The sequence below is a fragment of the Rhizobium sp. Root149 genome (genome assembly GCF_001427345.1).
GTDB classification, from domain to species: domain Bacteria; phylum Pseudomonadota; class Alphaproteobacteria; order Rhizobiales; family Rhizobiaceae; genus Neorhizobium; species Neorhizobium rhizoryzae.
In genome coordinates this window covers 20,151-39,703 of the sequence record NZ_LMGD01000003.1, presented here as the reverse complement: position 1 = coordinate 39,703, position 19,553 = coordinate 20,151, and the positions used below count along the sequence as shown (strand labels likewise).

General features: G+C 59.3%; 18 protein-coding genes. 10 read left to right on the top strand and 8 right to left on the bottom strand.

Features of this window, described 5'->3' with window-relative positions; genetic code table 11:
• Positions 1-4: 4 nt before the first annotated feature.
• The 4 genes from ASD54_RS04415 to ASD54_RS04400 are packed head-to-tail and all read right to left on the bottom strand — an operon-like array spanning position 5 to position 3,434.
• Positions 5-1,270: an ABC transporter substrate-binding protein gene (locus ASD54_RS04415; RefSeq protein ID WP_062553472.1), complete on the bottom strand. Its 1,266-nt coding sequence runs from the start codon at positions 1,268-1,270 to the stop codon at positions 5-7.
• Between the two features lie 34 nt (positions 1,271-1,304).
• Positions 1,305-2,375 carry an aldo/keto reductase gene (locus ASD54_RS04410; RefSeq protein ID WP_062553418.1) on the bottom strand — a complete coding sequence of 357 codons (1,071 nt, stop codon included), beginning with the start codon at positions 2,373-2,375 and terminating at the stop codon, positions 1,305-1,307.
• A gap of 4 nt (positions 2,376-2,379) precedes the next feature.
• The gene (locus tag ASD54_RS04405; protein WP_062553417.1) at positions 2,380-2,724 is read right to left on the bottom strand and encodes a TIGR04076 family protein; all 345 of its coding nucleotides are present in this window, start codon (positions 2,722-2,724) and stop codon (positions 2,380-2,382) included.
• The gene (locus ASD54_RS04400; RefSeq protein WP_062553416.1) at positions 2,721-3,434 is read right to left on the bottom strand and encodes a GntR family transcriptional regulator; all 714 of its coding nucleotides are present in this window, start codon (positions 3,432-3,434) and stop codon (positions 2,721-2,723) included. The genes ASD54_RS04405 and ASD54_RS04400 overlap by 4 nt, the downstream gene beginning before the upstream one ends.
• A 98-nt stretch (positions 3,435-3,532) precedes the next feature.
• On the opposite strand from ASD54_RS04400, the gene ASD54_RS04395 reads away from it, so the two are divergent.
• The 5 genes from ASD54_RS04395 to ASD54_RS04375 are packed head-to-tail and all read left to right on the top strand — an operon-like array spanning position 3,533 to position 8,466.
• The gene (locus ASD54_RS04395) at positions 3,533-4,345 is read left to right on the top strand and encodes an ABC transporter ATP-binding protein (protein ID WP_062553415.1); all 813 of its coding nucleotides are present in this window, start codon (positions 3,533-3,535) and stop codon (positions 4,343-4,345) included.
• Positions 4,342-5,112: an ABC transporter ATP-binding protein gene (locus tag ASD54_RS04390; RefSeq protein ID WP_062553414.1), complete on the top strand. Its 771-nt coding sequence runs from the start codon at positions 4,342-4,344 to the stop codon at positions 5,110-5,112. Before ASD54_RS04395 ends, ASD54_RS04390 begins: the two co-directional genes overlap by 4 nt.
• Positions 5,109-6,020 carry a branched-chain amino acid ABC transporter permease gene (locus ASD54_RS04385; RefSeq protein WP_062553413.1) on the top strand — a complete coding sequence of 304 codons (912 nt, stop codon included), beginning with the start codon at positions 5,109-5,111 and terminating at the stop codon, positions 6,018-6,020. Before ASD54_RS04390 ends, ASD54_RS04385 begins: the two co-directional genes overlap by 4 nt.
• The gene (locus ASD54_RS04380) at positions 6,017-6,988 is read left to right on the top strand and encodes a branched-chain amino acid ABC transporter permease (RefSeq protein ID WP_062553412.1); all 972 of its coding nucleotides are present in this window, start codon (positions 6,017-6,019) and stop codon (positions 6,986-6,988) included. The genes ASD54_RS04385 and ASD54_RS04380 overlap by 4 nt, the downstream gene beginning before the upstream one ends.
• Positions 6,989-6,993: 5 nt before the next feature.
• The gene (locus ASD54_RS04375) at positions 6,994-8,466 is read left to right on the top strand and encodes an aldo/keto reductase (RefSeq protein ID WP_062553411.1); all 1,473 of its coding nucleotides are present in this window, start codon (positions 6,994-6,996) and stop codon (positions 8,464-8,466) included.
• Between the two features lie 7 nt (positions 8,467-8,473).
• On the opposite strand, the gene ASD54_RS04370 is transcribed toward ASD54_RS04375, so the two are convergent.
• Together ASD54_RS04370 and ASD54_RS04365 are read right to left on the bottom strand one after the other, a co-directional pair.
• Entirely contained in the window at positions 8,474-9,715 is a 1,242-nt protein-coding gene (locus ASD54_RS04370) for a type II toxin-antitoxin system HipA family toxin (RefSeq protein ID WP_062553410.1), read from the bottom strand.
• Positions 9,712-9,984 carry a helix-turn-helix domain-containing protein gene (locus tag ASD54_RS04365; RefSeq protein WP_062553409.1) on the bottom strand — a complete coding sequence of 91 codons (273 nt, stop codon included), beginning with the start codon at positions 9,982-9,984 and terminating at the stop codon, positions 9,712-9,714. The genes ASD54_RS04370 and ASD54_RS04365 overlap by 4 nt, the downstream gene beginning before the upstream one ends.
• Before the next feature lie 255 nt (positions 9,985-10,239).
• Between ASD54_RS04365 and ASD54_RS04360 the strand changes: the two genes are divergently transcribed.
• The 5 genes from ASD54_RS04360 to ASD54_RS04340 are packed head-to-tail and all read left to right on the top strand — an operon-like array spanning position 10,240 to position 16,025.
• A complete protein-coding gene (locus ASD54_RS04360) occupies positions 10,240-10,488 on the top strand; it encodes an acyl carrier protein (RefSeq protein WP_062553408.1) in 249 nt (82 codons plus the stop codon).
• Positions 10,488-11,669, top strand: coding sequence for an acyl-CoA dehydrogenase family protein (locus ASD54_RS04355; protein ID WP_062553407.1), 1,182 nt, complete (start codon positions 10,488-10,490; stop codon positions 11,667-11,669). The genes ASD54_RS04360 and ASD54_RS04355 overlap by 1 nt, the downstream gene beginning before the upstream one ends.
• Positions 11,670-11,674: 5 nt before the next feature.
• A complete protein-coding gene (locus tag ASD54_RS04350; protein ID WP_062553406.1) occupies positions 11,675-12,583 on the top strand; it encodes an amino acid--[acyl-carrier-protein] ligase in 909 nt (302 codons plus the stop codon).
• Positions 12,584-12,590: 7 nt separating this feature from the next.
• Complete coding sequence (locus ASD54_RS04345; RefSeq protein ID WP_062553471.1) at positions 12,591-13,556, top strand: DUF1839 family protein; 966 nt, start codon at positions 12,591-12,593, stop codon at positions 13,554-13,556.
• A gap of 6 nt (positions 13,557-13,562) precedes the next feature.
• A complete protein-coding gene (locus tag ASD54_RS04340; RefSeq protein ID WP_062553405.1) occupies positions 13,563-16,025 on the top strand; it encodes a glycoside hydrolase family 2 protein in 2,463 nt (820 codons plus the stop codon).
• Between the two features lie 8 nt (positions 16,026-16,033).
• On the opposite strand, the gene ASD54_RS04335 is transcribed toward ASD54_RS04340, so the two are convergent.
• Together ASD54_RS04335 and ASD54_RS04330 are read right to left on the bottom strand one after the other, a co-directional pair.
• Positions 16,034-17,329: a glycosyltransferase family 4 protein gene (locus ASD54_RS04335; RefSeq protein WP_062553404.1), complete on the bottom strand. Its 1,296-nt coding sequence runs from the start codon at positions 17,327-17,329 to the stop codon at positions 16,034-16,036.
• Positions 17,319-19,532, bottom strand: a complete 2,214-nt coding sequence (locus ASD54_RS04330; RefSeq protein ID WP_062553403.1) for an exopolysaccharide transport family protein — start codon at positions 19,530-19,532, stop codon at positions 17,319-17,321. Before ASD54_RS04330 ends, ASD54_RS04335 begins: the two co-directional genes overlap by 11 nt.
• Between the last annotated feature and the right edge of the window lie 21 nt (positions 19,533-19,553).

Here is a 19,553-nt window from a genome sequence, read left to right as displayed (position 1 = left end):
AAGTTTACTTCGTCAGCGAAGCCTTGATCGTGCCAACCTCTTCGGCGCTCATCTGGCCAAGTGTCGTCACTGCCCCGTCCTTGATCTTCCAGAGACGGAAGGGGCCGATGATATCACCATATTTGTCGAAGGAGACGGGACCGATCACGCCTTCGTATTTGATCGGCTTGCCTTCCTTGATGAGCTTCAGCGCCTTTTCGAACTCCGCTTTCCCGGCATAGATCGGGGTTCCGCCCTCGGCGACCACCTGCGGAATGGCCGCCTTGATGGCTGCCTTGTCGGCTGAGCCGGCCTTGGCGATGGCAAGCGCCACGATGGCACCTGCATCGTAAGACCGATCGGCGGCAGGCGCGCCGGGCGAGATGCCGCCGGAGAATTTCTCGTAATTGGCGTTGAAATATTCCGTGGATGCCGTCGGCTTGGTGCCCGAAGACGTGCCATAGGCATCGTTCAGATACTGTGCGCCGACGCTTGCGATGAAGTCCTTGGAGTTCATTCCATCATTCAGCAGGAATTTGGCTGCACCTCCGCCCGAGATCCAGGCGCGGGCAATCGTTGCACCATCCACGGGTGTGCTGACGAGATAAAGCGCTTCGGGATCGCCCTTCATCGCGGCACTTGCTTCGGAGGAATAGCTTGCCTGCTTTTCGTTATAGGGCGTAGTGGAGGTAATGGTGCCGCCGAGCTTGGTATAGGCGGCGGAAAACTCCTTCATCAGGTTCACGCCGAAATCATTGTTGACGTGAACGATGGCGATCTTTTTCAGGCCCTGATCCAGCGCATATTTTGCGGCCGCAGTGCCCTGAAGCGCGTCTGACGTGATGGTGCGGAAGAACACGCCATTGGTCTTGCCGTCGCGGCCAAGTGCGGTCAGCGTCGGCGAAGAGGAGGCAGGCGAAACCTGCGGCACGCCCGCCGGGGCGGTAACGGAGGTCAGGATCGGGATCGACACCGACGAAATGATGCCGCCGATGATGACCGGCACTTTCTTGATGTTGACGAGCTGGGTTGCCTGATCCACGGCCACATTGCCCTGGCTCTGGCTGTCGCGTGTATCCATCGTGAGCTTGCAGCCGTTTGCGCCGCCCGCCTCGTTGAAATCCCGAAACGCCATCTCGACGGATTTCGCGCCCGCCTTGCCGTACTCACCGGCAGGGCCCGTGAGTTCCATGACAACGCCGACGGTGACATCGCAATTGGCAGCGTTTGCTGGCAGCGCCGTTGCGGAAAGTCCTGCCAGGACGGTGGAGGCCAGGACCAGTTTCTTCATCTGCAGCTTTTTCAATTCCGTTCCCCTTTTCATCTCATTCCCCTTTGTTGCGGCCCTCATCGGGGCCTTTGTTGAGATTGTATTTCATGATGCTGCCGTGCCGCCCGGTACGGTCGCGCTCCAGCGTATAGACATCGCCGTCCAGCGCGCGCGCTTGTGCCAGCACGCCATCGATCTCGGCGAGATCCTGTTGCGACAGCGTGATGTCCGAGATGGCGAGATTGGAGGGCAGGTGGTCGCGGTTGCGCGCGCCGACGATGACGGCGGCAACCCCCGGCTTTCTCAGCATCGCGGCGCTGGCAACCGTGGCGATATCCGTCTGGTGACGATCGGCAATGCGGCGCAGCGTGGCAAGCAGGGCCTGAAACAGATCCCAGCCGCCGATATCGTCAATAATCAGCTTGTATTTGGTGAGCGAGCGGTTCTCCAGGGGATGCTCCGGTTCGGTCACGCCCAGCCATTTGTCACTGAGGAAACCACCAGCCACCGTACCATAGCAGAACAGCGCAAAGCCTTTGTTTTGCGCCAGCGAGACCATGCGCTTTTCCGGACGCCGGTCGAGCAGCGAATATTGCAATTGCAGGGAGGTAAGCGGAATGCCTGCTTCGAACAGTGCCTCGATGTGGTCGCTGTCGAAATTGGTGGCGCTGACCTTGCCGATCTTGCCTTCGTCCTGAAGTTCCTTCAGCCAACCCGCCGTTTCCAGCCAGCCGGGAATATCATAGGCCCACCAGTGGAACTGCACGAGATCCAGCGTCTCGAGATTCAGGCGCTTCAGCGATGTATCGATCACGCTTTCCACGTAAGCCTTGCTGATCGTGGGCAGCACCGCGAGATCCGGTACGAACTTGGTATGCACCCGGATACGGCTGAGAGCCTCTTCTCCACGCAGATCCCGGTAGCGCAAGCGAAACTCGCCGATCAGTTCCTCGACGCCGGTATAGATATCGGCGCAGTCGAAGGTGGTGATGCCCGCATCGGCAAAGGCCACCATGTCCTCCACGGCGGTAGTCCGGTCGATGTCTCCATGGCCGCCCGCCAGCTGCCAGCCGCCACGGATGACGCGAGAGATTTCGTAGCCGGGGGCGAGCGTGATGCGTTGCATGGGATCAGTCTTCTTTCAAGGGAACGGCAGTGGTTTCAGCATGGCTGAAGCGGCGAAGGCCCGTGCGCCTAATGCGCAGGCGGGTTGCGCAATTGGGATCGGGACAGGCGATATCGGCATCTGTCGTCATCCAGTCATGCGGATGGGTCGGGCGCTGCTTGGCGGCGAGCAGGGGAAGCACCGAGGCGAGCGAATAGATGGAAATGCCCTGGCCCGGTGGCAGATGCAGCATTTCGCCCTTCAGTTCGAAATAGTCTCCGGGTTTTGCCCCGCAATAAACCGGGCCTTCCTCCGGGATCACGACATCGACCCGAAGATCGAAAAGCTCGAAACTGTCGTCGCGGCTCATGCGGCTTCCTCTCCGGCAGCAAGACGCGCCCGTACGAGATCGAAGGAGCGGCCAATATCATCCGCAAGAGACGCAACGGCGGCCTTTCCATCCTTGCGCTCGATGGCGCCGATCATGGCCCAGTGATGATCGGTTGCGGCAAGGCCTCCCTGTTCATCGTGGATCTGCGCCGCCGCCCGCACCACTGGACCGGACTGCAGCCAGAGACTTTCGACAATGGGGATCAGCACCTGCGAACCGGCAGCCTGGTAGATGTGGAAGTGGAAACGCTGGTTGAACTGGGAGGTCACCGGCCCGATGTCCTGCCCGTGCATCTCGAAGGCCTGATCGCAATCACTGTTGATCTTGCGCAGGATTTCGAGATCGTCCGCCGTCAGATGCGCAATCGCCATCTCCACCAGCCGCCCCTCGATCAGCACGCGGGCGCGCTCCAGATCATCGAGCCTTTGCCGGGTGATCAGTGGTACGCGCACCGTCCGGTTCGGCATGGCTTCCAGCGCCTGCTCCGACACCAGCCGACCCAGCGCCTCGCGCACCGGCATGGTGCTGGTTTGCAAACGCTCCGCCAGCTCCACGATCCGCAACGGATCGCCTGCGGCAAAGCCGCCATTGATCAGGGTCTGGCGCAACTGGCCATAGACCCGGTCCTGCACCGTTTCACGGCCGACGGGGGTCAGGCCCTCGACGCTGCTGTGAGGTGTTTCCGTCATCCCTGCCTCATTTTCTCATTGCGAAAATACAGGTTGATTTTCGTTTAGGCTTAAAGTTTGATCAAACATCATACATCAAATCAAGACCCAATTTCACGATGACCGCAAGTACCGATTTCAATTCGCCCGTTACTTCGCCGCCCATCAGCGATGTGGTCATCGACGCCCGGCGTTTGACGAAGCGGTTTCAGGGCATGACGGCGGTGTCCGAGATGTCTTTGATCGTTCGACGCCAAGAAATGGTGGGATTGATCGGCCCCAATGGGGCGGGCAAGACCACCATGTTCAACCTGATTGCCGGAAGCCTTCAGCCGACCTCCGGCGAACTCTGGATCTCCGGTCGCGAAGTGTCCCGCGAGGCCCCGGAAAAGCGCATCGGCCATGGGCTGGCGCGGACCTTCCAGATCCCGAAGCCATTTGCGGAAATGACGGTTTTGGAAAACCTGATGGTCGGCGGCCAGAAGCAGCAGGGCGAGGGGCTGTTTGCCAATTTCCTCAACATCAAGACGGTGCGAGCCCAAGAGCGGCACCTTCTGGAAAAGGCGCGGCATCTCCTGGATTTCGTCACGCTCTCGCATCTCGAACACCAGCCTGCACGGGTTCTTTCCGGCGGACAGCGCAAGCTTCTGGAACTGGCCCGCGTGCTGATGGCCGACCCCGATGTAATCCTGCTCGATGAACCGGCGGCCGGTGTTAATCCGGCGCTTTTGGAGGTCATCATCGAGCGGGTTTTCCAGTTGAATGCACAGGGCAAGTCGATCCTCTTGATCGAGCACAACATGGATATGGTGTCGCGCCTGTGCTCCCGCGTGGTTGCCATGGCGCTGGGTTCTCTGCTGGCGGAGGGTACGCCTGCGGATGTTTCCGCCAACCCCGTCGTGATCGAGGCTTATCTCGGAGGAACGGCATGACTTCTTCGCCCATCCTCACCACTCAAGGGCTTGTCGCGGGTTACGAGCCGGATCTGCCCATTATTCGCGGTGTCGATATCTCCGTGGCCAAGGGAGAACTGGTTGTTCTGCTCGGACCCAACGGCGCGGGAAAATCCACCCTCGTCAAAGCCATTGCCGGGCTCGTTCCGGTCTTCTCCGGCAGCATGATGCTGGATGGCCGCGACATCACCCATGTGGCACCGCATCGCAAGGTGGCGGAGGGTCTCGCCTTCGTGCCGCAGACGGAAAACGTCTTCGCCACCATGACCATTCTGGAAAACCTGCAAATCGCGGTGTCCTATCTGCCCAAGGCAAAGCGTGCGGCGAAGATCGAGGAACTGCTTCAAAAGTTCCCGGATCTCGCAACCAAACCCTCGCGGCTGGCCGGTGCCCTTTCTGGCGGTCAGCGGCAGATGCTGGCGGTGGCGCGTGCGCTGGCGCTCGATCCTCCGGTCATCATTCTCGATGAGCCTTCAGCCGGTCTTTCACCGAAGATCGTCGGCGAGGTTTTTCAGATGCTGAAGGCGATCAACGCGGGAGGCGTGACCGTCGTTCTCGTCGAACAGAACGTCAAGGCAGCGCTGGCGATTGCCGATCGCGCCGTCATCCTCGCCGAGGGCCGCATTCGCCATGAAGGCACACCCGCCGAGCTGGCAGACGATCCGCTGATCGGCAGGATCTATCTTGGAACAGCCCATGCGACCGGGGTGGTAGCGACACCCTCCAGCGAAAGGAGCCTGTCATGAACCCGCAATTCATCATGGACGGGTTGATTGCCGGTGCCATCATCGGCCTGGGAGCCGTGGGCGTAACGCTCACCTATTCCATCCTGCGCTTTTCGAATTTCGCCCATGGCGAACTTCTGTCCTGGGGCGCCTATCTGGCGCTCGCCGTCAGCGGCGCTCTCGGCTTTCTCTCGGCGGGCCTGACCCAACCCATTGCACCGTTTTCCTTCGGCTGGTCCCTGCCGCTTTCCGCACTGATTGCCATCGTGCTGACCGGCCTTCTGGCGCTGGCTGTCGATGCCATTCTGTTTTCCAGCTTCCGGCGGCGCGGCAGCGCCATCATCATCATGGTCATGGCAAGCTTCGGGGCCTCGCTAGCGCTGAGAAGCCTGCTGGAATTCCTTTTTACCTCCCGCCCTGCCTATTTCACCAAGGCGTTGCAGATCGCCATGAAACTCGGTGGTGGCTTACGCGCCACGCCGGACCAGTTGCTGATGCTGGTGATCGCCGTTCTTGCTGTTGTCGTGGTTCATCTTTTGATGACCCGCACGGATATCGGTCGCGCCATGCGGGCGGTGAGCGAAAACCCCGCACTTGCCAGCATTGCCGGGATCGATGTGCGACGGGTGATCCGGACCGTCTGGTTTCTCGGCGCGGCCTTGGCGTGCGTTGCAGGCATCATGAGCGGGCTTTTGATCCAGATCCGCCCCTATCTCGGTCACGATCTGCTCTTGCCTTTGTTCGCGGCGGCCATTCTCGGCGGTATCGGCAGTGTACCGGGCGCCATGCTGGCGGGCCTCATCATCGGGCTTTGCGAGGCGCTTGCGGTACAGGCTGTCGGCGCAGAATGGCGGGCTGCTGTCTCCTTCGTCATCCTGATAGCCGTTCTCATTGTTCGCCCGCGCGGCCTGTTCGGGAAAGCGTCATGACCCTTGATCTCCTTGCCTATGCCGCCTTCTTCCTCTCCATGGCGCTGACCTATGCGATCATTTGCTTAGGTCTGAACGTACAATGGGGCATGATCGGCCTGTTCAATGTGGGCATTGCAGCCTTTGTGGCAGTCGGTGCCTATACGTCAGCGCTTCTGACAACGCCGCCCAGCCCGGATCGCTTCGGCGGCTTCGGCATGCCGATCGCGGTGGGCTGGCTGGGTGCTGCCGTTGTCTCGGGCCTCCTGTCCTGGGCGGTTGGTGCGCTGACCATTCGGCTTCGTGCCGATTATCTCGCCATCGCCACCTTTGGCGTGGCCGTCACTGTCCAGCTTTGCGTGCTGAATCTGCAGCCACTAACCGGCGGAGCCTTTGGTATCGGATTCATTCCGCGCCCCTTCGCGGCCTGGCAGGAAAATGCGCTGGCCTTCAGCTTCGGCAATCTGGCGATCATGATCGTCGTTGTGCTGGCGCTCTATCTTGGCCTCCAGCATCTGGCGAAAAGTCCGTGGGGGCGTGTGCTGCGGGCCATTCGCGAGGATGAGGTGGCGGCGCAGGCGCTGGGAAAACGCCCTATTCGCTTTCGCTTGCAGGCCTTCACGCTGGGCGGCGCGATCATGGGGCTGGCAGGCGCAACGCAGGCCCATTTCATCGGCTTCATTGCGCCAGACAACTACATGCCGATACTGACCTTTCAGGTCTGGGCCATGCTGATTGTTGGCGGTTCTGGCAATAATCGCGGCGCGATTGCCGGTGCCATCCTCGTCTGGGGGCTCTGGGCGCTCTCTGCCGCCGCAGTCTCCTCCTTCATCCCGGCAGAACAGCAGGCGCGTGCCGCCGCGCTGCAAATCGTCGCCATCGGCGTCGGTCTCTGCCTCATGCTCTTGTGGCGCCCACGCGGCTTGTTTGGCGAGGTCAGCCCGCTGACACGCCTGAAATCCCTGCGCGCTACTCCATCCAAGGAATAATCTTCATGCAAGCCCGTCCCGAACGCACCCTTCTTGCTCCCGGTCTGGGGATCAGCCGCCTCGTCTGCGGCCTCTGGCAGGTGGCCGACATCGAGAAGGATGGCACGACCATTGACCCGGAACAGGGTACCGATGCGCTGCAGGCCTATGTGCAGGCTGGCTTTGATACCTTCGACATGGCCGACCATTACGGTTCGGCGGAAATCATCACCGGCCACCTGCTGAAGCGTTTTCCCGCAGGAGCGACAAAGCCGCGCGCCTTTACCAAATGGTGTCCCGAACCCGGCCCCATGTCGCGCGATGTCGTGCGGCGCGGCGTGGAAGAACGCCTTCAGCGGCTGCAGGTCGACAAGGTGGATCTCCTGCAATTTCACTGGTGGACCTTCGAGCATCCGGCCTGGCTGGACGCCCTGCACGAGATGCAGGCGATGAAGGAGGAAGGCCTGATCGGCGCGCTGGGCCTCACCAATTTCGATGCGGCTCATCTGGGCCTCGCTCTGGCCGATGGCATCGAGATTGCCAGCAATCAGGTGTCCTTCTCGCTGATCGACCGTCGCGCAGCAGGCGATCTCTCTGCTCTTTGCAAGCAGACTGGCGTGAAGCTTCTGGCTTATGGCACACTCTGCGGTGGCTTTCTCTCGGAGAAATGGCTGGGACAACCGGAACCAGCCTCGATCCCTGACTGGAGCCGTTCGAAATACAAGCGTTTCATCGATACCGCCGGCGGTTGGGAGCCCTATCAGGCCATCCTGCGTGCGGCTTCCGATATCGCGAAGAAGCATGGCGTTTCATTGTCGAACGTCGCCAGCCGTTGGGTGCTGGAACATGAGGCGGTGGCGGCCACCATCATCGGCGCGCGTCTGGGCGAAAGCGAGCACCGCGATGACAATCTGAATGTCTTCCGTTTCGCGCTCGACGCAGAGGATCACGCCGCCCTCGATGCAGCTTTTGCGCAGACAAGGCCGATCCCCGGCGATTGCGGCGATGAATATCGCAAGCCGCCGTTCCTTACGGCGTCCGGCGATCTGAGCCACCATCTGGACGCCATTCCTTCCGTCTACAAGGCGGAAGCGGTACCGGGTCGTCCGGGACGATGGCGTGTTTCCTCCGGCAGTATCTGGGAGCCGATTGCCGGTTATAGCCGCTCCGTGCGTGTGGGTAACCGCGTGTTCGTATCCGGCACGACGGCGACCCATGGTACGAACAGATGCGTGGCGCCGGGCGATCCGGGTGCCCAAGCGACCTATATTCTCGACAAGATCGGTGCATCTTTGAGCCCTCTGGGCGCAAAGATGGACGATGTAGTGCGCACCCGCGTCTACCTGCGGGATGCTTCAAAATGGGAGTCGGTTTCGCGCGCCCATGGCCGGGTTTTCGGCGACATCCTTCCCGCCAATACGCTGATCGAGGCTGGAAACCTGATCGGTGACTATGAGGTGGAAATCGAGCTGGAAGCGGTAATCGACGAGGCGCACTGATGTGCGCTCAACCCGTGCAGGCCTGTGACTGGATCCGCTTGCATCTCTTTTGAACGCTGTATGTGACCCGTTCAAGAATTCTGGCCGGGTCGCCTGTCATGTTCGCGATAGTCGAGGCAACCGCTTCGCAGGCAGCGCTGATGCGCTCGGCCAGATTGCTGACACGCCTCAAGGTCGAGGCACCGCTCAATCCAATCTCGTCAGCCAGTGTCCGCCAATCGGAACTGCGTAATTCGGTTGCGTCAAACCGGCCCGCGATACCCTGCGGCAGGCTTTGATCGACCTGCCGGTATACGCCAGCGCACATGAGATCGTAGAGCGGTGCCATTTTAACGGAGCCGCCTGCGCCGATCAGGATCGAATAGTTCTTGGCGTGGGAATCCGAATTGCAGATGAGCACGTTGAAGATCACCGCATCGAGAAGCTTGAGCCGTTCGGCCGGCGAAACGAGATCGCTGATGGTGTCGAACATCATTTTCAGCGTTACGCCGCGTCCCGTCGAGGATCGCTCGTATTTCTGCGAGGGGAAATAGCCGGTGAGTTGGCAAAGATCTTCCTGGTGCAGTCGACGAATCTCGCCTTGCGGATCGGTGAAGCGGTCATAACGTTTCACAAGCAGATAACGCCGCTTGCCAGCGATGCCGATCGTCGCCTCTGCCGCATCGAGGTCGCAGGCGCGTGCAAGAGCAAGGCAGAAGGCTTCGTTCTCGACGCTACCTGCCAGACGTTTGGTATCCGGTTTCAGAATATGGGTGGACGGTGTTCCCTCGATGGGAATGGAAAACCGGCCCTCTCCGTCAACATAGACGGGTAACTTTTCCTGAACGCCCGCAAGCGACATGGAAACGCCGTGCTGCCCCACCAGAAATGGCTTTGCTGGCAGTTCGTTCAGAATGCGTTCCAGAGCCTCAGTGTCGGGAACAGGTTGCAGGTTGAGGCCAGCTTTACGTGGAGCGCCAATGGACAATGCGCCTGCCGTATCGCGCCCGATATGGCTGAGCAGGCCGACAATGTCCTGGGGCGAGACCTTCAGCCTTTGTCCGATCTCTGCCAGATGTGTTTCCGGAAGAAGATTGGCAAGCCAGGGCAGGAGCCTGTCGGCTCCGACCGACCCTGAACGCAGCGGCATGGTCAGCGAAACCGGAAAGGCCAGCCGCCGCGCTTCCCAACCCGGATCGTAATCCAGCCGCCAGCCGTCTTCGAAACTCAGTTGTGCGACGGGCAGGTTTTCATAGAAGATCGTCGTCATAGATCCTTACCGAATATCGGCAGGAAGCCGAGGTCCTCATCCAGAGACGATGGAGGCGTTTCAGCCGTTCCTAGATCACCGATCTTGATCCCCACGGTGCGCGCCACAATCAGCGATTTTTCGAGCTGGCAGGTTGGTTTGCCGGATTCCAGCTCGACAATGAAACGCTCGCCCGTGCCGGAACGCGCAGCAAGCTCTGTCTGCGTCCAGCCAAGACTTTTCCGTCTTTCCCGGATTGCCGCACCGAAATCGCGTGCTGACTTGAACATGATGCGCTCCTGCTTAAGAGCTTACCGTACAGGAAGATTACCCAGTGCTCAAGCCAATGCTTCCCGTTCGGGAAGCTACTCATTCTTATGTCGCGCGTGTATGGTAAATGAAAATTTAATGCCGAACGCTGGCGCTCGGAATTGCGCCATTTAGCAACAGTTTTATCGAACGCTTTAAACCCACCTTAGAATATTTCCCCTATCGCTAAAGTACCAAAGGCACAGAGCCTTACGAGTTTTGGCAAGGGGAACGCTATGCAAGACCAGATTCGGGACATTCTCGTTAAATATGCCTCTCTCCCGGCTGCGGCCGATCTGGATCAGAATGCCGATCTGTTTTCTGCCGGCATGTCGTCTCACGGTTCCGTTCAGCTGATGCTGGCGCTGGAAGACACGTTCGATATCGAGTTTCCGGACAATCTCCTCAATCGCAAGTCATTCTCGACCATCGCCATGATCGAGCAGGTCGTTGCCCAATTGGTGGCTGGTAAAGAGGCAGCCTGATGGACGCGATCCTCAATCCGCACGGAGCGACCTTGCAGGAGCGCGCCAGTCGCGTTGCTGCAATCGCGGCAAAGCATGCTGATGATGTAGACCGTCAGGCGCGTTTCCCGCGCGAAGCGGTCGATGCCATGATCTCGGAGCGGCTCCTGTCGATCCAGATCCCAGCTTCGCTTGGTGGCGAAGGCGCAACAACTACGCAGCTTGCGGATCTCTGCACGATCATTGCTCAGGCCTGTGCGGCTTCGGCCATGGTTTTTGCCATGCACCACATCAAGCTTTCCAGCCTTGTGATGCACGGTACCGAAAGCCCGTGGCATCAAGGCTTCATGCGGGCAATTGCAGCAGACCAGTTGCTGATAGCGTCCGCAACGACGGAAGGCGGCATTGGCGGAAACCTGCGCAATTCCATCTGTGCCATCGAATTGGATGGCGAGACTTGTCGGTTGCAAAAGGATGCAACGGTCATCTCCTATGGCCGCTATGCCGATGCCATCCTGATCACGTCGCGCGCCCATGCGGATGCTGCGTCCACCGATCAGGTTATGACGGTGTTCCTCAAGGATCAGTATACGCTGGAACTGACGCAAGGGTGGGATACGCTCGGCATGCGCGGTACCTGTTCAGAGGGTTACATCTTCAAAGGTGAAGCGCCCGCCGAACAAATCTTCCCCAAGCCCTTTGCGGAAATTGCCGCTCAGTCCATGCTGGCAAGCTCGCATCTCCTGTGGGGCGGTGTTTGGTACGGAATTGCTGTCGATGCGGTGGTCCGCGCCCAGGCTTTCGTTCGGGCCGCTGCGCGCAAGACGCCGGGACAGACACCTCCGGGTGCCCTTCATCTGGCGGAAGCCTCCAATCTTCTGCAGCTCGTGCGTTCGGCAGTCACCGCCGGTCTTTCCCGCTACGAGGCGGCGCTTGCCAATCCGGACCAGCTGTCCTCCATGGGTTTTGCTGCGGCGATGAACAATGTGAAGATTGCCGTGTCGCAGACCGTACCGAAGATCATCGATCATGCCATGCAGATCACGGGAATTCTTGGCTACAAGAATGGCACACCGTTCAGCCTTGGTCGCCATCTGCGGGATGCGCAATCAGCGCAGCTGATGATCTCCAACGACCGTATCCTCGCGAATACGTCGAACATGCTGCTCATTCACAAGATCGAAACAGGCCTTTTGGGGTAACGACAATGGACATGCCAGTATCTTTGCTCGACAGGCTTTTCGCAGCCGGTCTTCTGATCGACACCGGCGTTGACGGCCTCTATGGCCGTAGCGGCAAGTTCGAGGAGATTATCACCCGCTTCGAGGCGCTGATCGACCGCTTTGGTGGCGCCGACAATCCGGAAGCCATCCGCTTTCCACCCGGCATGAACCGAGCCCATTTCGAGGGCTCCGGTTATATGAAGAGCTTTCCGCAGCTTGCCGGAACCGTGCATTCCTTCTGCGGCTGCGAGCTGGATCATGTCAGCCTCCTGCAATGCCTGGAAGAAGGCAAGGACTGGACTGGCCAGCAACAGGCGACCGATATCGTGCTGACGCCCGCGGCCTGCTATCCCCTCTATCCGACCATTGCCAAGCGTGGAGCCTTGAAGGAAGGCGGTGGGCTGTTCGATCTGCAGTCCTACTGCTTCCGCCATGAGCCTTCGAAGGAGCCGACCCGCATGCAGCTCTTCCGCATGCGCGAATATGTGCGCATGGGCACGCCATCCGAAGTCATGGCTTTCCGCCAAGACTGGATGGAGCGTGGCACGAAGCTGATGGAAGAAGTCGGGCTTCCTTTCGAGATAGATGTCGCCAACGACCCGTTCTTCGGCCGCGCCGGCCGCATGTACAAGAACAACCAACGTAGCCAGAACCTCAAGTTTGAACTGCTGATCCCGGTCAATGCCGATGCGGGCCCGACAGCCTGCATGAGCTTCAACTACCACCAGGATCATTTCGGCAAGACCTGGGGTCTTGCGACGGCAGACGGTGAAACCGCTCATACGGCCTGCGTTGGCTTTGGTCTGGAGCGCATTGCGCTTGCACTCTTCAAGCATCACGGTCTGGAAACCGAGGACTGGCCAGAACATGTACGCCGCGCGCTCTGGGGTTGATCGGCTGATGCCGATGGTCTTTCCGGGTCTCGATCCCGAGACCTACAGTGTCCATGCGCTCCATTCCCAGGAGCGCATGTGGCCGGAAAGCAATTGCTATGTCGATCTCTGGATCGAAGTCCTCAACGCGCTCGGACTTGCACCTGAAGCCATGCTGGGTTTTACCCTGACGCAGGACTTTGAAGGGGATCAGTTCACCTTCTTCAAGGTTCCGCTGGAGGATCTCGAAGCGCTTTACGGCGTGGTCGCAACGGAGCTTGCGATCTTCGACACGGTCGAAAACCATGTCGAAATGCAGATCGAGCGTGGTCGCCTATGCCTGGTCGAAATGGACAGCTTCTACATGCCGGATACGGCAGGCGTGAGCTACCAGCGTGAACACGGCAAGACAACCATCGGTATCAACCGTCTCGACCGGGAAAACCGGACCCTCGACTACTTCCATAATGGCGGCTTCTTCCGCCTTCAAGGCGATGACTTCGACGGCGTGTTCCAGCGCAATCTTGCCCCCGGTTCCCTGCCATTCTTGCCCTATACGGAGTTTGCCAAGCTGCCGGAAATCCTGCCAGGTGAGGCGCATCTGAGGGCGACAGCACAAACGCTTCTCAATCGGCATTTCATCCGTCGCCCAAGGCACAATCCATTTGCCGCCTTTGCCGGTGTTTTCCCGCAGCAGATCGAGGCACTGGCCGCGCGCGACTTTGATTTCTTCCACAAATACGCCTTCAACACGCTGCGCCAGTTCGGCGCCAATTTCGAGCTTCTGGCGAGCCATCTGGCGTGGATCAGTTCGGAAGGCCGGTTCGAGGAGGAGCGGCAGGCGGCGCTGAAAATTGCTGAAACCGGCAAGACCGTGCAGTTTCAGGTGGCACGTGCCGTCAACCGCAAGAAATTTGATACGCTTGCCAGCGCAATGTCCCCGGCAATAGAGGCTTGGGATCGATTGATGGATAGCCTTACTCAGAAACTGTGAGGCTCCATGACATCCCGCTCAGACCTTAGCCTCGCCTCCATCCAGCCTCTCGAAACCGGCTGGCGGCTCACCCTGACGCCTGCTGGAGCCCATGCCTCTCCCGCAACTCTGCCGGATGATGCGGTTGCTGCCTTCGTTCCGGGAACCGTGGCTGAAGCACTGGAAAAGGCCGGATTGTTCGATCGGTCCAATCCTGCTCCGCTCGATCATCAGGATGCCTGGTATCGGCTGGATCTGGCTGAACCGGCAGGCAGCGTTATCCTCAAGCTGGATGGTCTGGCAACGTTCGCGGATGTGTTCCTCAATGATGAGCTCATTCTCTCTTCCGATAGCATGTTTCATGCGCATGAGGTGCCGGTTACGCTGACGGGCGAGGATCACCTTACGATCTGCTTCCGCGCGGTGCGACCGCATTTGTCCCGCAAGCTGAAACGCGCCCGCTGGCGCACGCGCATGATCTCGGAAGCCGGATTGCGCGGCATTCGAACGACATTGCTGGGCTATATGCCTGGCTGGTGTCCTGAAATTCACGCCATTGGACCTTACCGCCCTATCAGTCTGGTGCGGCATGAGACGCAGAGCGTCGACAGCATCAGGATCGTTTCGACACTCGACGCCGCAGGCTGCGGGCATCTGAATGTCAGCCTCAGGGTTGCCGGTGCGGCATCTAGCCTTACGCTTCGCTGTGCAGGAGGCGAAACCCCGGTTACCGTGAATGAGCAAGGCCTAGCGATCGCCTCGCTTGAGCTGCCGAATGTCGAGCCCTGGTGGCCGCATACGCATAGCAGGCCGGTACTGCATGATGTGGTCCTGTCGAATGGCTCTGATGACGTCATTCTTGGACGCACCGGCTTCCGGCATCTCGCCATCGACCGCCAGACCGATGGGAACGGCTTCCAGCTTGTGGTGAACGGTATGCCGGTCTTCTGCCGGGGCGCCGTGTGGACCAATGCCGATATCGTGCGGCTTGCCGGTAAGCGTGCGGATTACGAACCGTGGCTTCGGCTTGCGGCGGAAGCGGGCATGAACATGCTTCGCATCGGCGGCACCATGACCTATGAAACGCCGGACTTTTTCGCGCTTTGCGACGAACTCGGCATCATGGTCTGGCAGGAAGCCATGCTCGCCAATTTCGATTATCCGGCGCAGGATGAGGCATTTCTGGCAAGCTTCAGCCGCGAGATCGAAACCCTCTTGGTTGCTACCTCCGTCTCCCCATCACTTGCTGTTTTTTGTGGTGGTAGCGAGGTCTATCAGCAAGGCGCCATGATGGGTCTTTCCCAACTCATCTGGTGCGGCGACCTGACGGAAAAGGTCCTGCCGGACCTGGTGAAGACCCATCGACCGGACATAATCTACGTGCCGAATTCGCCGTCCGGCGGGCCTATGCCCTTTGCACCCAATGCCGGCATTGGCCATTATTATGGTGTGGGTGCCTATTGCAGGCCGCTCGAAGACGCACGCCGTGCCGATGTGCGCTTTGCGGGCGAATGTCTCGCCTTCTCCCATGTGCCGGAGCAGGAACTGCTGGATCAGCATCTGCCCGTTTCTCCGGTGCATCATCCCCTCTGGAAGGCGCGGGTTCCGCGCGATCGCGATGCCTCCTGGGATTTCGAGGATATTCGCGAGCACTATCTCGGTCTGCTCTATGACGTCGATCCGGTCCGCCTGCGCAGGGAGGATGTGAACCGCTATCTCGATCTTTCCCGTGCGGTGACCGGCGAGGTGATCGAGACGACATTTGCCGAATGGAGACGGCTGGGCTCCCGCTGCGGTGGTGCGCTGGTCTGGACGTTTCAGGACCTCCTTCCCGGCGCTGGCTGGGGCTTGGTGGATGCGGCGGGCCAGCCGAAACCGGTCTGGCATGCGGTGCGCCGCGCCTTTCGTCCGGTCCAGGTGCTGCTGCTCGATGAAGGCACGAACGGGCTCGACGTGCATGTCATCAACGAGACGCCGGTGGAGCGCGCTTTGCATCTCGATCTTGCCTGCCTGAAGAACGGACGGCAGAAAGTGGTCGCCGGCGAGCGGGCGCTTGTCCTTGCACCCCACAGTCGGATCAAAATCCCTGCTACGGATCTCTTCGGTTCCTTTTTTGATACGACCTATGCCTACCGCTTCGCAGCACCCCAGCATGAGGTGACGGTCGCCACGCTGACGGACGCTGAGACCGGCGCGCATCTGGCCGATGCCTTTCATTTTCCGCGAGGGCGAAAAGCCGCATTCTTCGATGTGGAGCTGAAGGCAGAACTGGTCGAAACAGAAACGGGCTTTGCGCTGGATGTGGAAACCGATCGCTTTGCGCAATCTGTGCAGATCAAGGCGGAGGGCTCCCGGCCTTCTGATAACTGGTTTCATCTGGCGCCGGGAAAGGCGCGGCGGATTTTGTTGATGGCAACAGGGCATGTCTCCCAGCCGAGGGGTGAAATCACTGTTCCGGGAAATCTGTCCACCACTCGCTTAAGCTTTTAAGCCAACAGTCAGGCTGCCTTTCTGGCTGCCGTCTCAACCAGATGTGCATAGAGCAATTGCAACTGAGCAAGCCATTCCTGTTCGGAATTGGCGAGTTTCGATCCGCTGGCGAAGGCCCGCTCGCTCATTGACATGATATCCTGAGATGGCATCTCCGCCATGCTGATGAGCGCGTTCCCCAATTCGCCCATGTCCTGCGTGTTGCATGAGAGCCCGATTCCCAGTTGTCTTATCTCATCGGCCAGGAACGCCATCTCCGTCAGGATCACCGGTATGCCGCTCGCTGCAGCCTCGGCGATGACCAGACCGAATGGCTCTGGCAGCCGCGACGGGATGACCAGGCCTCGGGCCTGCCGGATCAGGGAAACGATGTCGTTGCGATCCCGCCAGCCATGAAATATCGCCTTGGGATATCGAGCCTCGAGTTCCGCCCGCATGGGGCCATCGCCAATGATCTCCATCAGGACGCCAGTTCGCTCTGCGGCTTCAAGGGCATCCTGCGCACCCTTTTCCTGCTCGAGACGTCCGATATAGAAAATGCTCTTGTTGTGCTCGACCGGGATGCGTGTCTCGGAAAACGGCCGGACTGGGTTGCGTATGGTCTGGAGCAGGTCTTTGGCGTAGCCTGCCCGGAGAAAACCATTGGCCATTTTCTCGTGAATGGTCACAAGCCGACCCCAGGGCACGGTGTTTCCCATGGCGGAAAACAAGCGCATCTGACGCGCGACGCGCCAGAGCTTCTGACTATAGGAGCGTCTGTCGCACTGGGTCACAAGACAGGAGCCGGAGAGAGGAACCCGGGTGCACTGCTTTTCCGCCGGGTAATCCATGTATGCCCCATTCGGACAGGCATGGAAGGAGTCATGTGCATGGATGATCGTGCGTTCAGCAACTTTTGCCAGAGGCACGAAGATCCCGGGCGACAGGATCTGCGACCAGATATGAACGTGATAGACCGTGCCAGTCGTATCGTTGGCCGCGATCCAGTCCGATATGAGATTGACCGCACTGGTGTTGTTGATGCCGTTGATCGCCGTTCGCAGGGGATTGCCCTTGAGAAGCGGCTGCTGCCCGAGCCGGACGACATCAATCCCGAGCGTATCGAAATCCGCATTGTGCGTATCGTCGCCGACGATCAGGGTCACGTCAACATTCTGTTCGCGCAGGAGCTTCAACAGCAGAAGCACCAGCATGGTCGCGCCACCGCGCGCCACTGAAAAATCATTGATGACGACGACTCGCGACACCGGGCCATTGCAGGTCTGCAAGCGGGCTTTGTCGCTTCCGTGAAGGCTATCCGGCATGAGCCACACTTTGGCGAACACCGTCGATAAAGACGGGTTCAATGGGATGAAGACCGCGGCGCTTGAGCGACGATAGTCCTTCGCCAACAGACTGCAGATCGGACTGCCTGCCGAGCACCACATACTTGTTGACGCCAGCTTCTGCGGCCGGAAGCGAACGGCTTGCGGATGCCGGACCGGCGAAGATCAAAACAAGGTCAAAATAATATCCGGCTTCATCAAGCCAGTCGGTGAGTGTGCTTGCACGAAAATCGAGAAGGCTTGCCCCCGGATTCGTACGTCTATCCGGTGCCCTGTTTCGTGCCTGTCCCGCCGGCATGAACTGGAAATTGCGCGTATCGGACAAGGGGATGAAATCATCGCTGATCCGGTTCAGCGACAAGGCATCCAGAAATCCCGGATAATCGTCCAGCGAAACGAAACGCGTGAGTTCTGCGGCGGGATCCGCATCGACCAGCAGGAGGCGCTTGCCGCTTCTTGCCAATGCCATTGCCGCGTGAAAAGCCGTCTGATGCGACTTGTCCTGCGTCAGCGCGGAATAGATGCCGATACTGTAGTTGTTGCGACCATGCGCATCTCTTGCCAGCTTGCGTCCGATCTCGAGGTAGTCGTCTGGCTGTCCGGGCGCTTCCAGCTGAGAAGTACTATCCAGCATGCTGCCCCTGGAGAACGATGCCTGCGGCACACCAGTAGAATTCGCAGAGATGCCTGTTGGAACGCGTCTCGTTTCCTTCGACCGCGAAAGCCAGGAAAAGCCGGGGAAAAGCCGTCGTCTTTTGCCCATGTCGGAGGAAGCCTGTCCTGATGCCGGAAGCGGCGTCTGGCTGCCGCTACGTTCGGTCTTCTCGCGGCGGCCCATGTCACCGGAGGAAAGGGCTATACCGCAGCCCAGCAGAAAGCCCAGAATTGTCGCTCCTGCCACGATCAGCGAACGCTGGGGGCCGCTCTTGCGAAGCGGAACCTGGGCAGGGGAAATGATCTGCGGGTTCTCGCTGACCGTCTGCTCCTGACCTGAAAGCTGGCGGGTGCGCAGCAGGAAAGACTCGTAAACCAGTCGATCGCTGGCCAGCTTGCGTTCCAGTTCGCGCAGCCGGACCATGGATTCATCGTTTTCGTTCAGCCCGTTTTTCAGTGCAGCGAGATTGGCGCGCAGAATTTCCAGCTGGCTCCTCAGTTTCTCGCCGTTTCTGGTCAACGAGGTCTCGAAATCGGCGAGTTGCTTGTCGAGAAGATTGGAAATCGTGCGTGTCCTGCTTTCCGCATTCCGGAAGGCCGGGTGACGCTCTCCGAACGAGGAGCGCAGAACGGTCTGCTGTTCGAGTGCCATGAGATAACGGGTTCGAAGCTCAATGATCGCCGGGGTCAGAGAGGCATCCGGGGTCAGTCTCAAATATTCCGGATTGGATCTGGCCAGTGCCAGCTCTGAGATGAGGGCACGATTGTCCGCAATGCTGGCACTGATACGGGATATTTCAGTATTCGCTTCGGTGATCTGCTGTTCTGCAGTCGGGCGACCTGCGACGTCGACAAGATTATGTTCAGCCTTGTAGGCCTGAACAGCCCTGTCCCCGTCTTCAACGGCCTTTTCAAGGCTGGCGAGTTGCGCCGAAAGATCCGATGTCGCCTGACGCAGAACGCCATTCTTCATCGAGATACGTGTATCGATGTAAGAGCGTGCAATTGCATTGGCGAGGCGTGCGGATTTTGCCGGATCGTTCGTGGTAACAGCTAGATCGACCACGAAGCTCGATTTGTTCAGCGTCGCCGACGTTGCCCGTCTGAGTGATTCCAAGGCTTTTTGGGCACGTTTGCGGGCGTCCAGTTCGAAAGGTTTCGCCGCGCCGAATTCCGGATCATCGGCAAGGCCTTCGCTTTCGACAACCGAGGAGAGAACCTTTCCGGAGGTCAGGATGAATTGCTGGTTGAGCGCTCTTGCTTCTGTTGCCGTGGTACCGCTGTTGATCTCACCCTCAACAATGCGCGACCCTTCCGGATCGACCAGAATGCTCGTACTTGCAGTGTAGTAATTGGTCATCAGCATCGAAAGTGCGATGGAGCCAATCATGAAGAGCAGTGTTATGGCGGCGACGAGAACGATACGTTTGCGCAGAGCCGAAAACACATAGGCAAAGTCGATCTGCGGCACGGTTTCGGCGCGTGGCGCGCTTTGAACGCGTTCGTGAAGATCGGTGGCGTCAGGCATGGCGAACGGCGCTTCTCTATC

Coding starts and splice junctions, on each gene's coding strand:
- ASD54_RS04350 (WP_062553406.1), top strand. CDS start 11,675: ATGGACATGCCAGTATCTTTGCTCGACAGGCTTTTCGCAGCCGGTCTT.
- ASD54_RS04410 (WP_062553418.1), bottom strand. CDS start 2,375: ATGCAACGCATCACGCTCGCCCCCGGCTACGAAATCTCTCGCGTCATC.
- ASD54_RS04375 (WP_062553411.1), top strand. CDS start 6,994: ATGCAAGCCCGTCCCGAACGCACCCTTCTTGCTCCCGGTCTGGGGATC.
- ASD54_RS04355 (WP_062553407.1), top strand. CDS start 10,488: ATGGACGCGATCCTCAATCCGCACGGAGCGACCTTGCAGGAGCGCGCC.
- ASD54_RS04335 (WP_062553404.1), bottom strand. CDS start 17,329: ATGCCGGATAGCCTTCACGGAAGCGACAAAGCCCGCTTGCAGACCTGC.
- ASD54_RS04400 (WP_062553416.1), bottom strand. CDS start 3,434: ATGACGGAAACACCTCACAGCAGCGTCGAGGGCCTGACCCCCGTCGGC.
- ASD54_RS04330 (WP_062553403.1), bottom strand. CDS start 19,532: ATGCCTGACGCCACCGATCTTCACGAACGCGTTCAAAGCGCGCCACGC.
- ASD54_RS04365 (WP_062553409.1), bottom strand. CDS start 9,984: ATGTTCAAGTCAGCACGCGATTTCGGTGCGGCAATCCGGGAAAGACGG.
- ASD54_RS04340 (WP_062553405.1), top strand. CDS start 13,563: ATGACATCCCGCTCAGACCTTAGCCTCGCCTCCATCCAGCCTCTCGAA.
- ASD54_RS04380 (WP_062553412.1), top strand. CDS start 6,017: ATGACCCTTGATCTCCTTGCCTATGCCGCCTTCTTCCTCTCCATGGCG.
- ASD54_RS04360 (WP_062553408.1), top strand. CDS start 10,240: ATGCAAGACCAGATTCGGGACATTCTCGTTAAATATGCCTCTCTCCCG.
- ASD54_RS04415 (WP_062553472.1), bottom strand. CDS start 1,270: ATGAAGAAACTGGTCCTGGCCTCCACCGTCCTGGCAGGACTTTCCGCA.
- ASD54_RS04405 (WP_062553417.1), bottom strand. CDS start 2,724: ATGAGCCGCGACGACAGTTTCGAGCTTTTCGATCTTCGGGTCGATGTC.
- ASD54_RS04385 (WP_062553413.1), top strand. CDS start 5,109: ATGAACCCGCAATTCATCATGGACGGGTTGATTGCCGGTGCCATCATC.
- ASD54_RS04390 (WP_062553414.1), top strand. CDS start 4,342: ATGACTTCTTCGCCCATCCTCACCACTCAAGGGCTTGTCGCGGGTTAC.
- ASD54_RS04395 (WP_062553415.1), top strand. CDS start 3,533: ATGACCGCAAGTACCGATTTCAATTCGCCCGTTACTTCGCCGCCCATC.
- ASD54_RS04370 (WP_062553410.1), bottom strand. CDS start 9,715: ATGACGACGATCTTCTATGAAAACCTGCCCGTCGCACAACTGAGTTTC.
- ASD54_RS04345 (WP_062553471.1), top strand. CDS start 12,591: ATGCCGATGGTCTTTCCGGGTCTCGATCCCGAGACCTACAGTGTCCAT.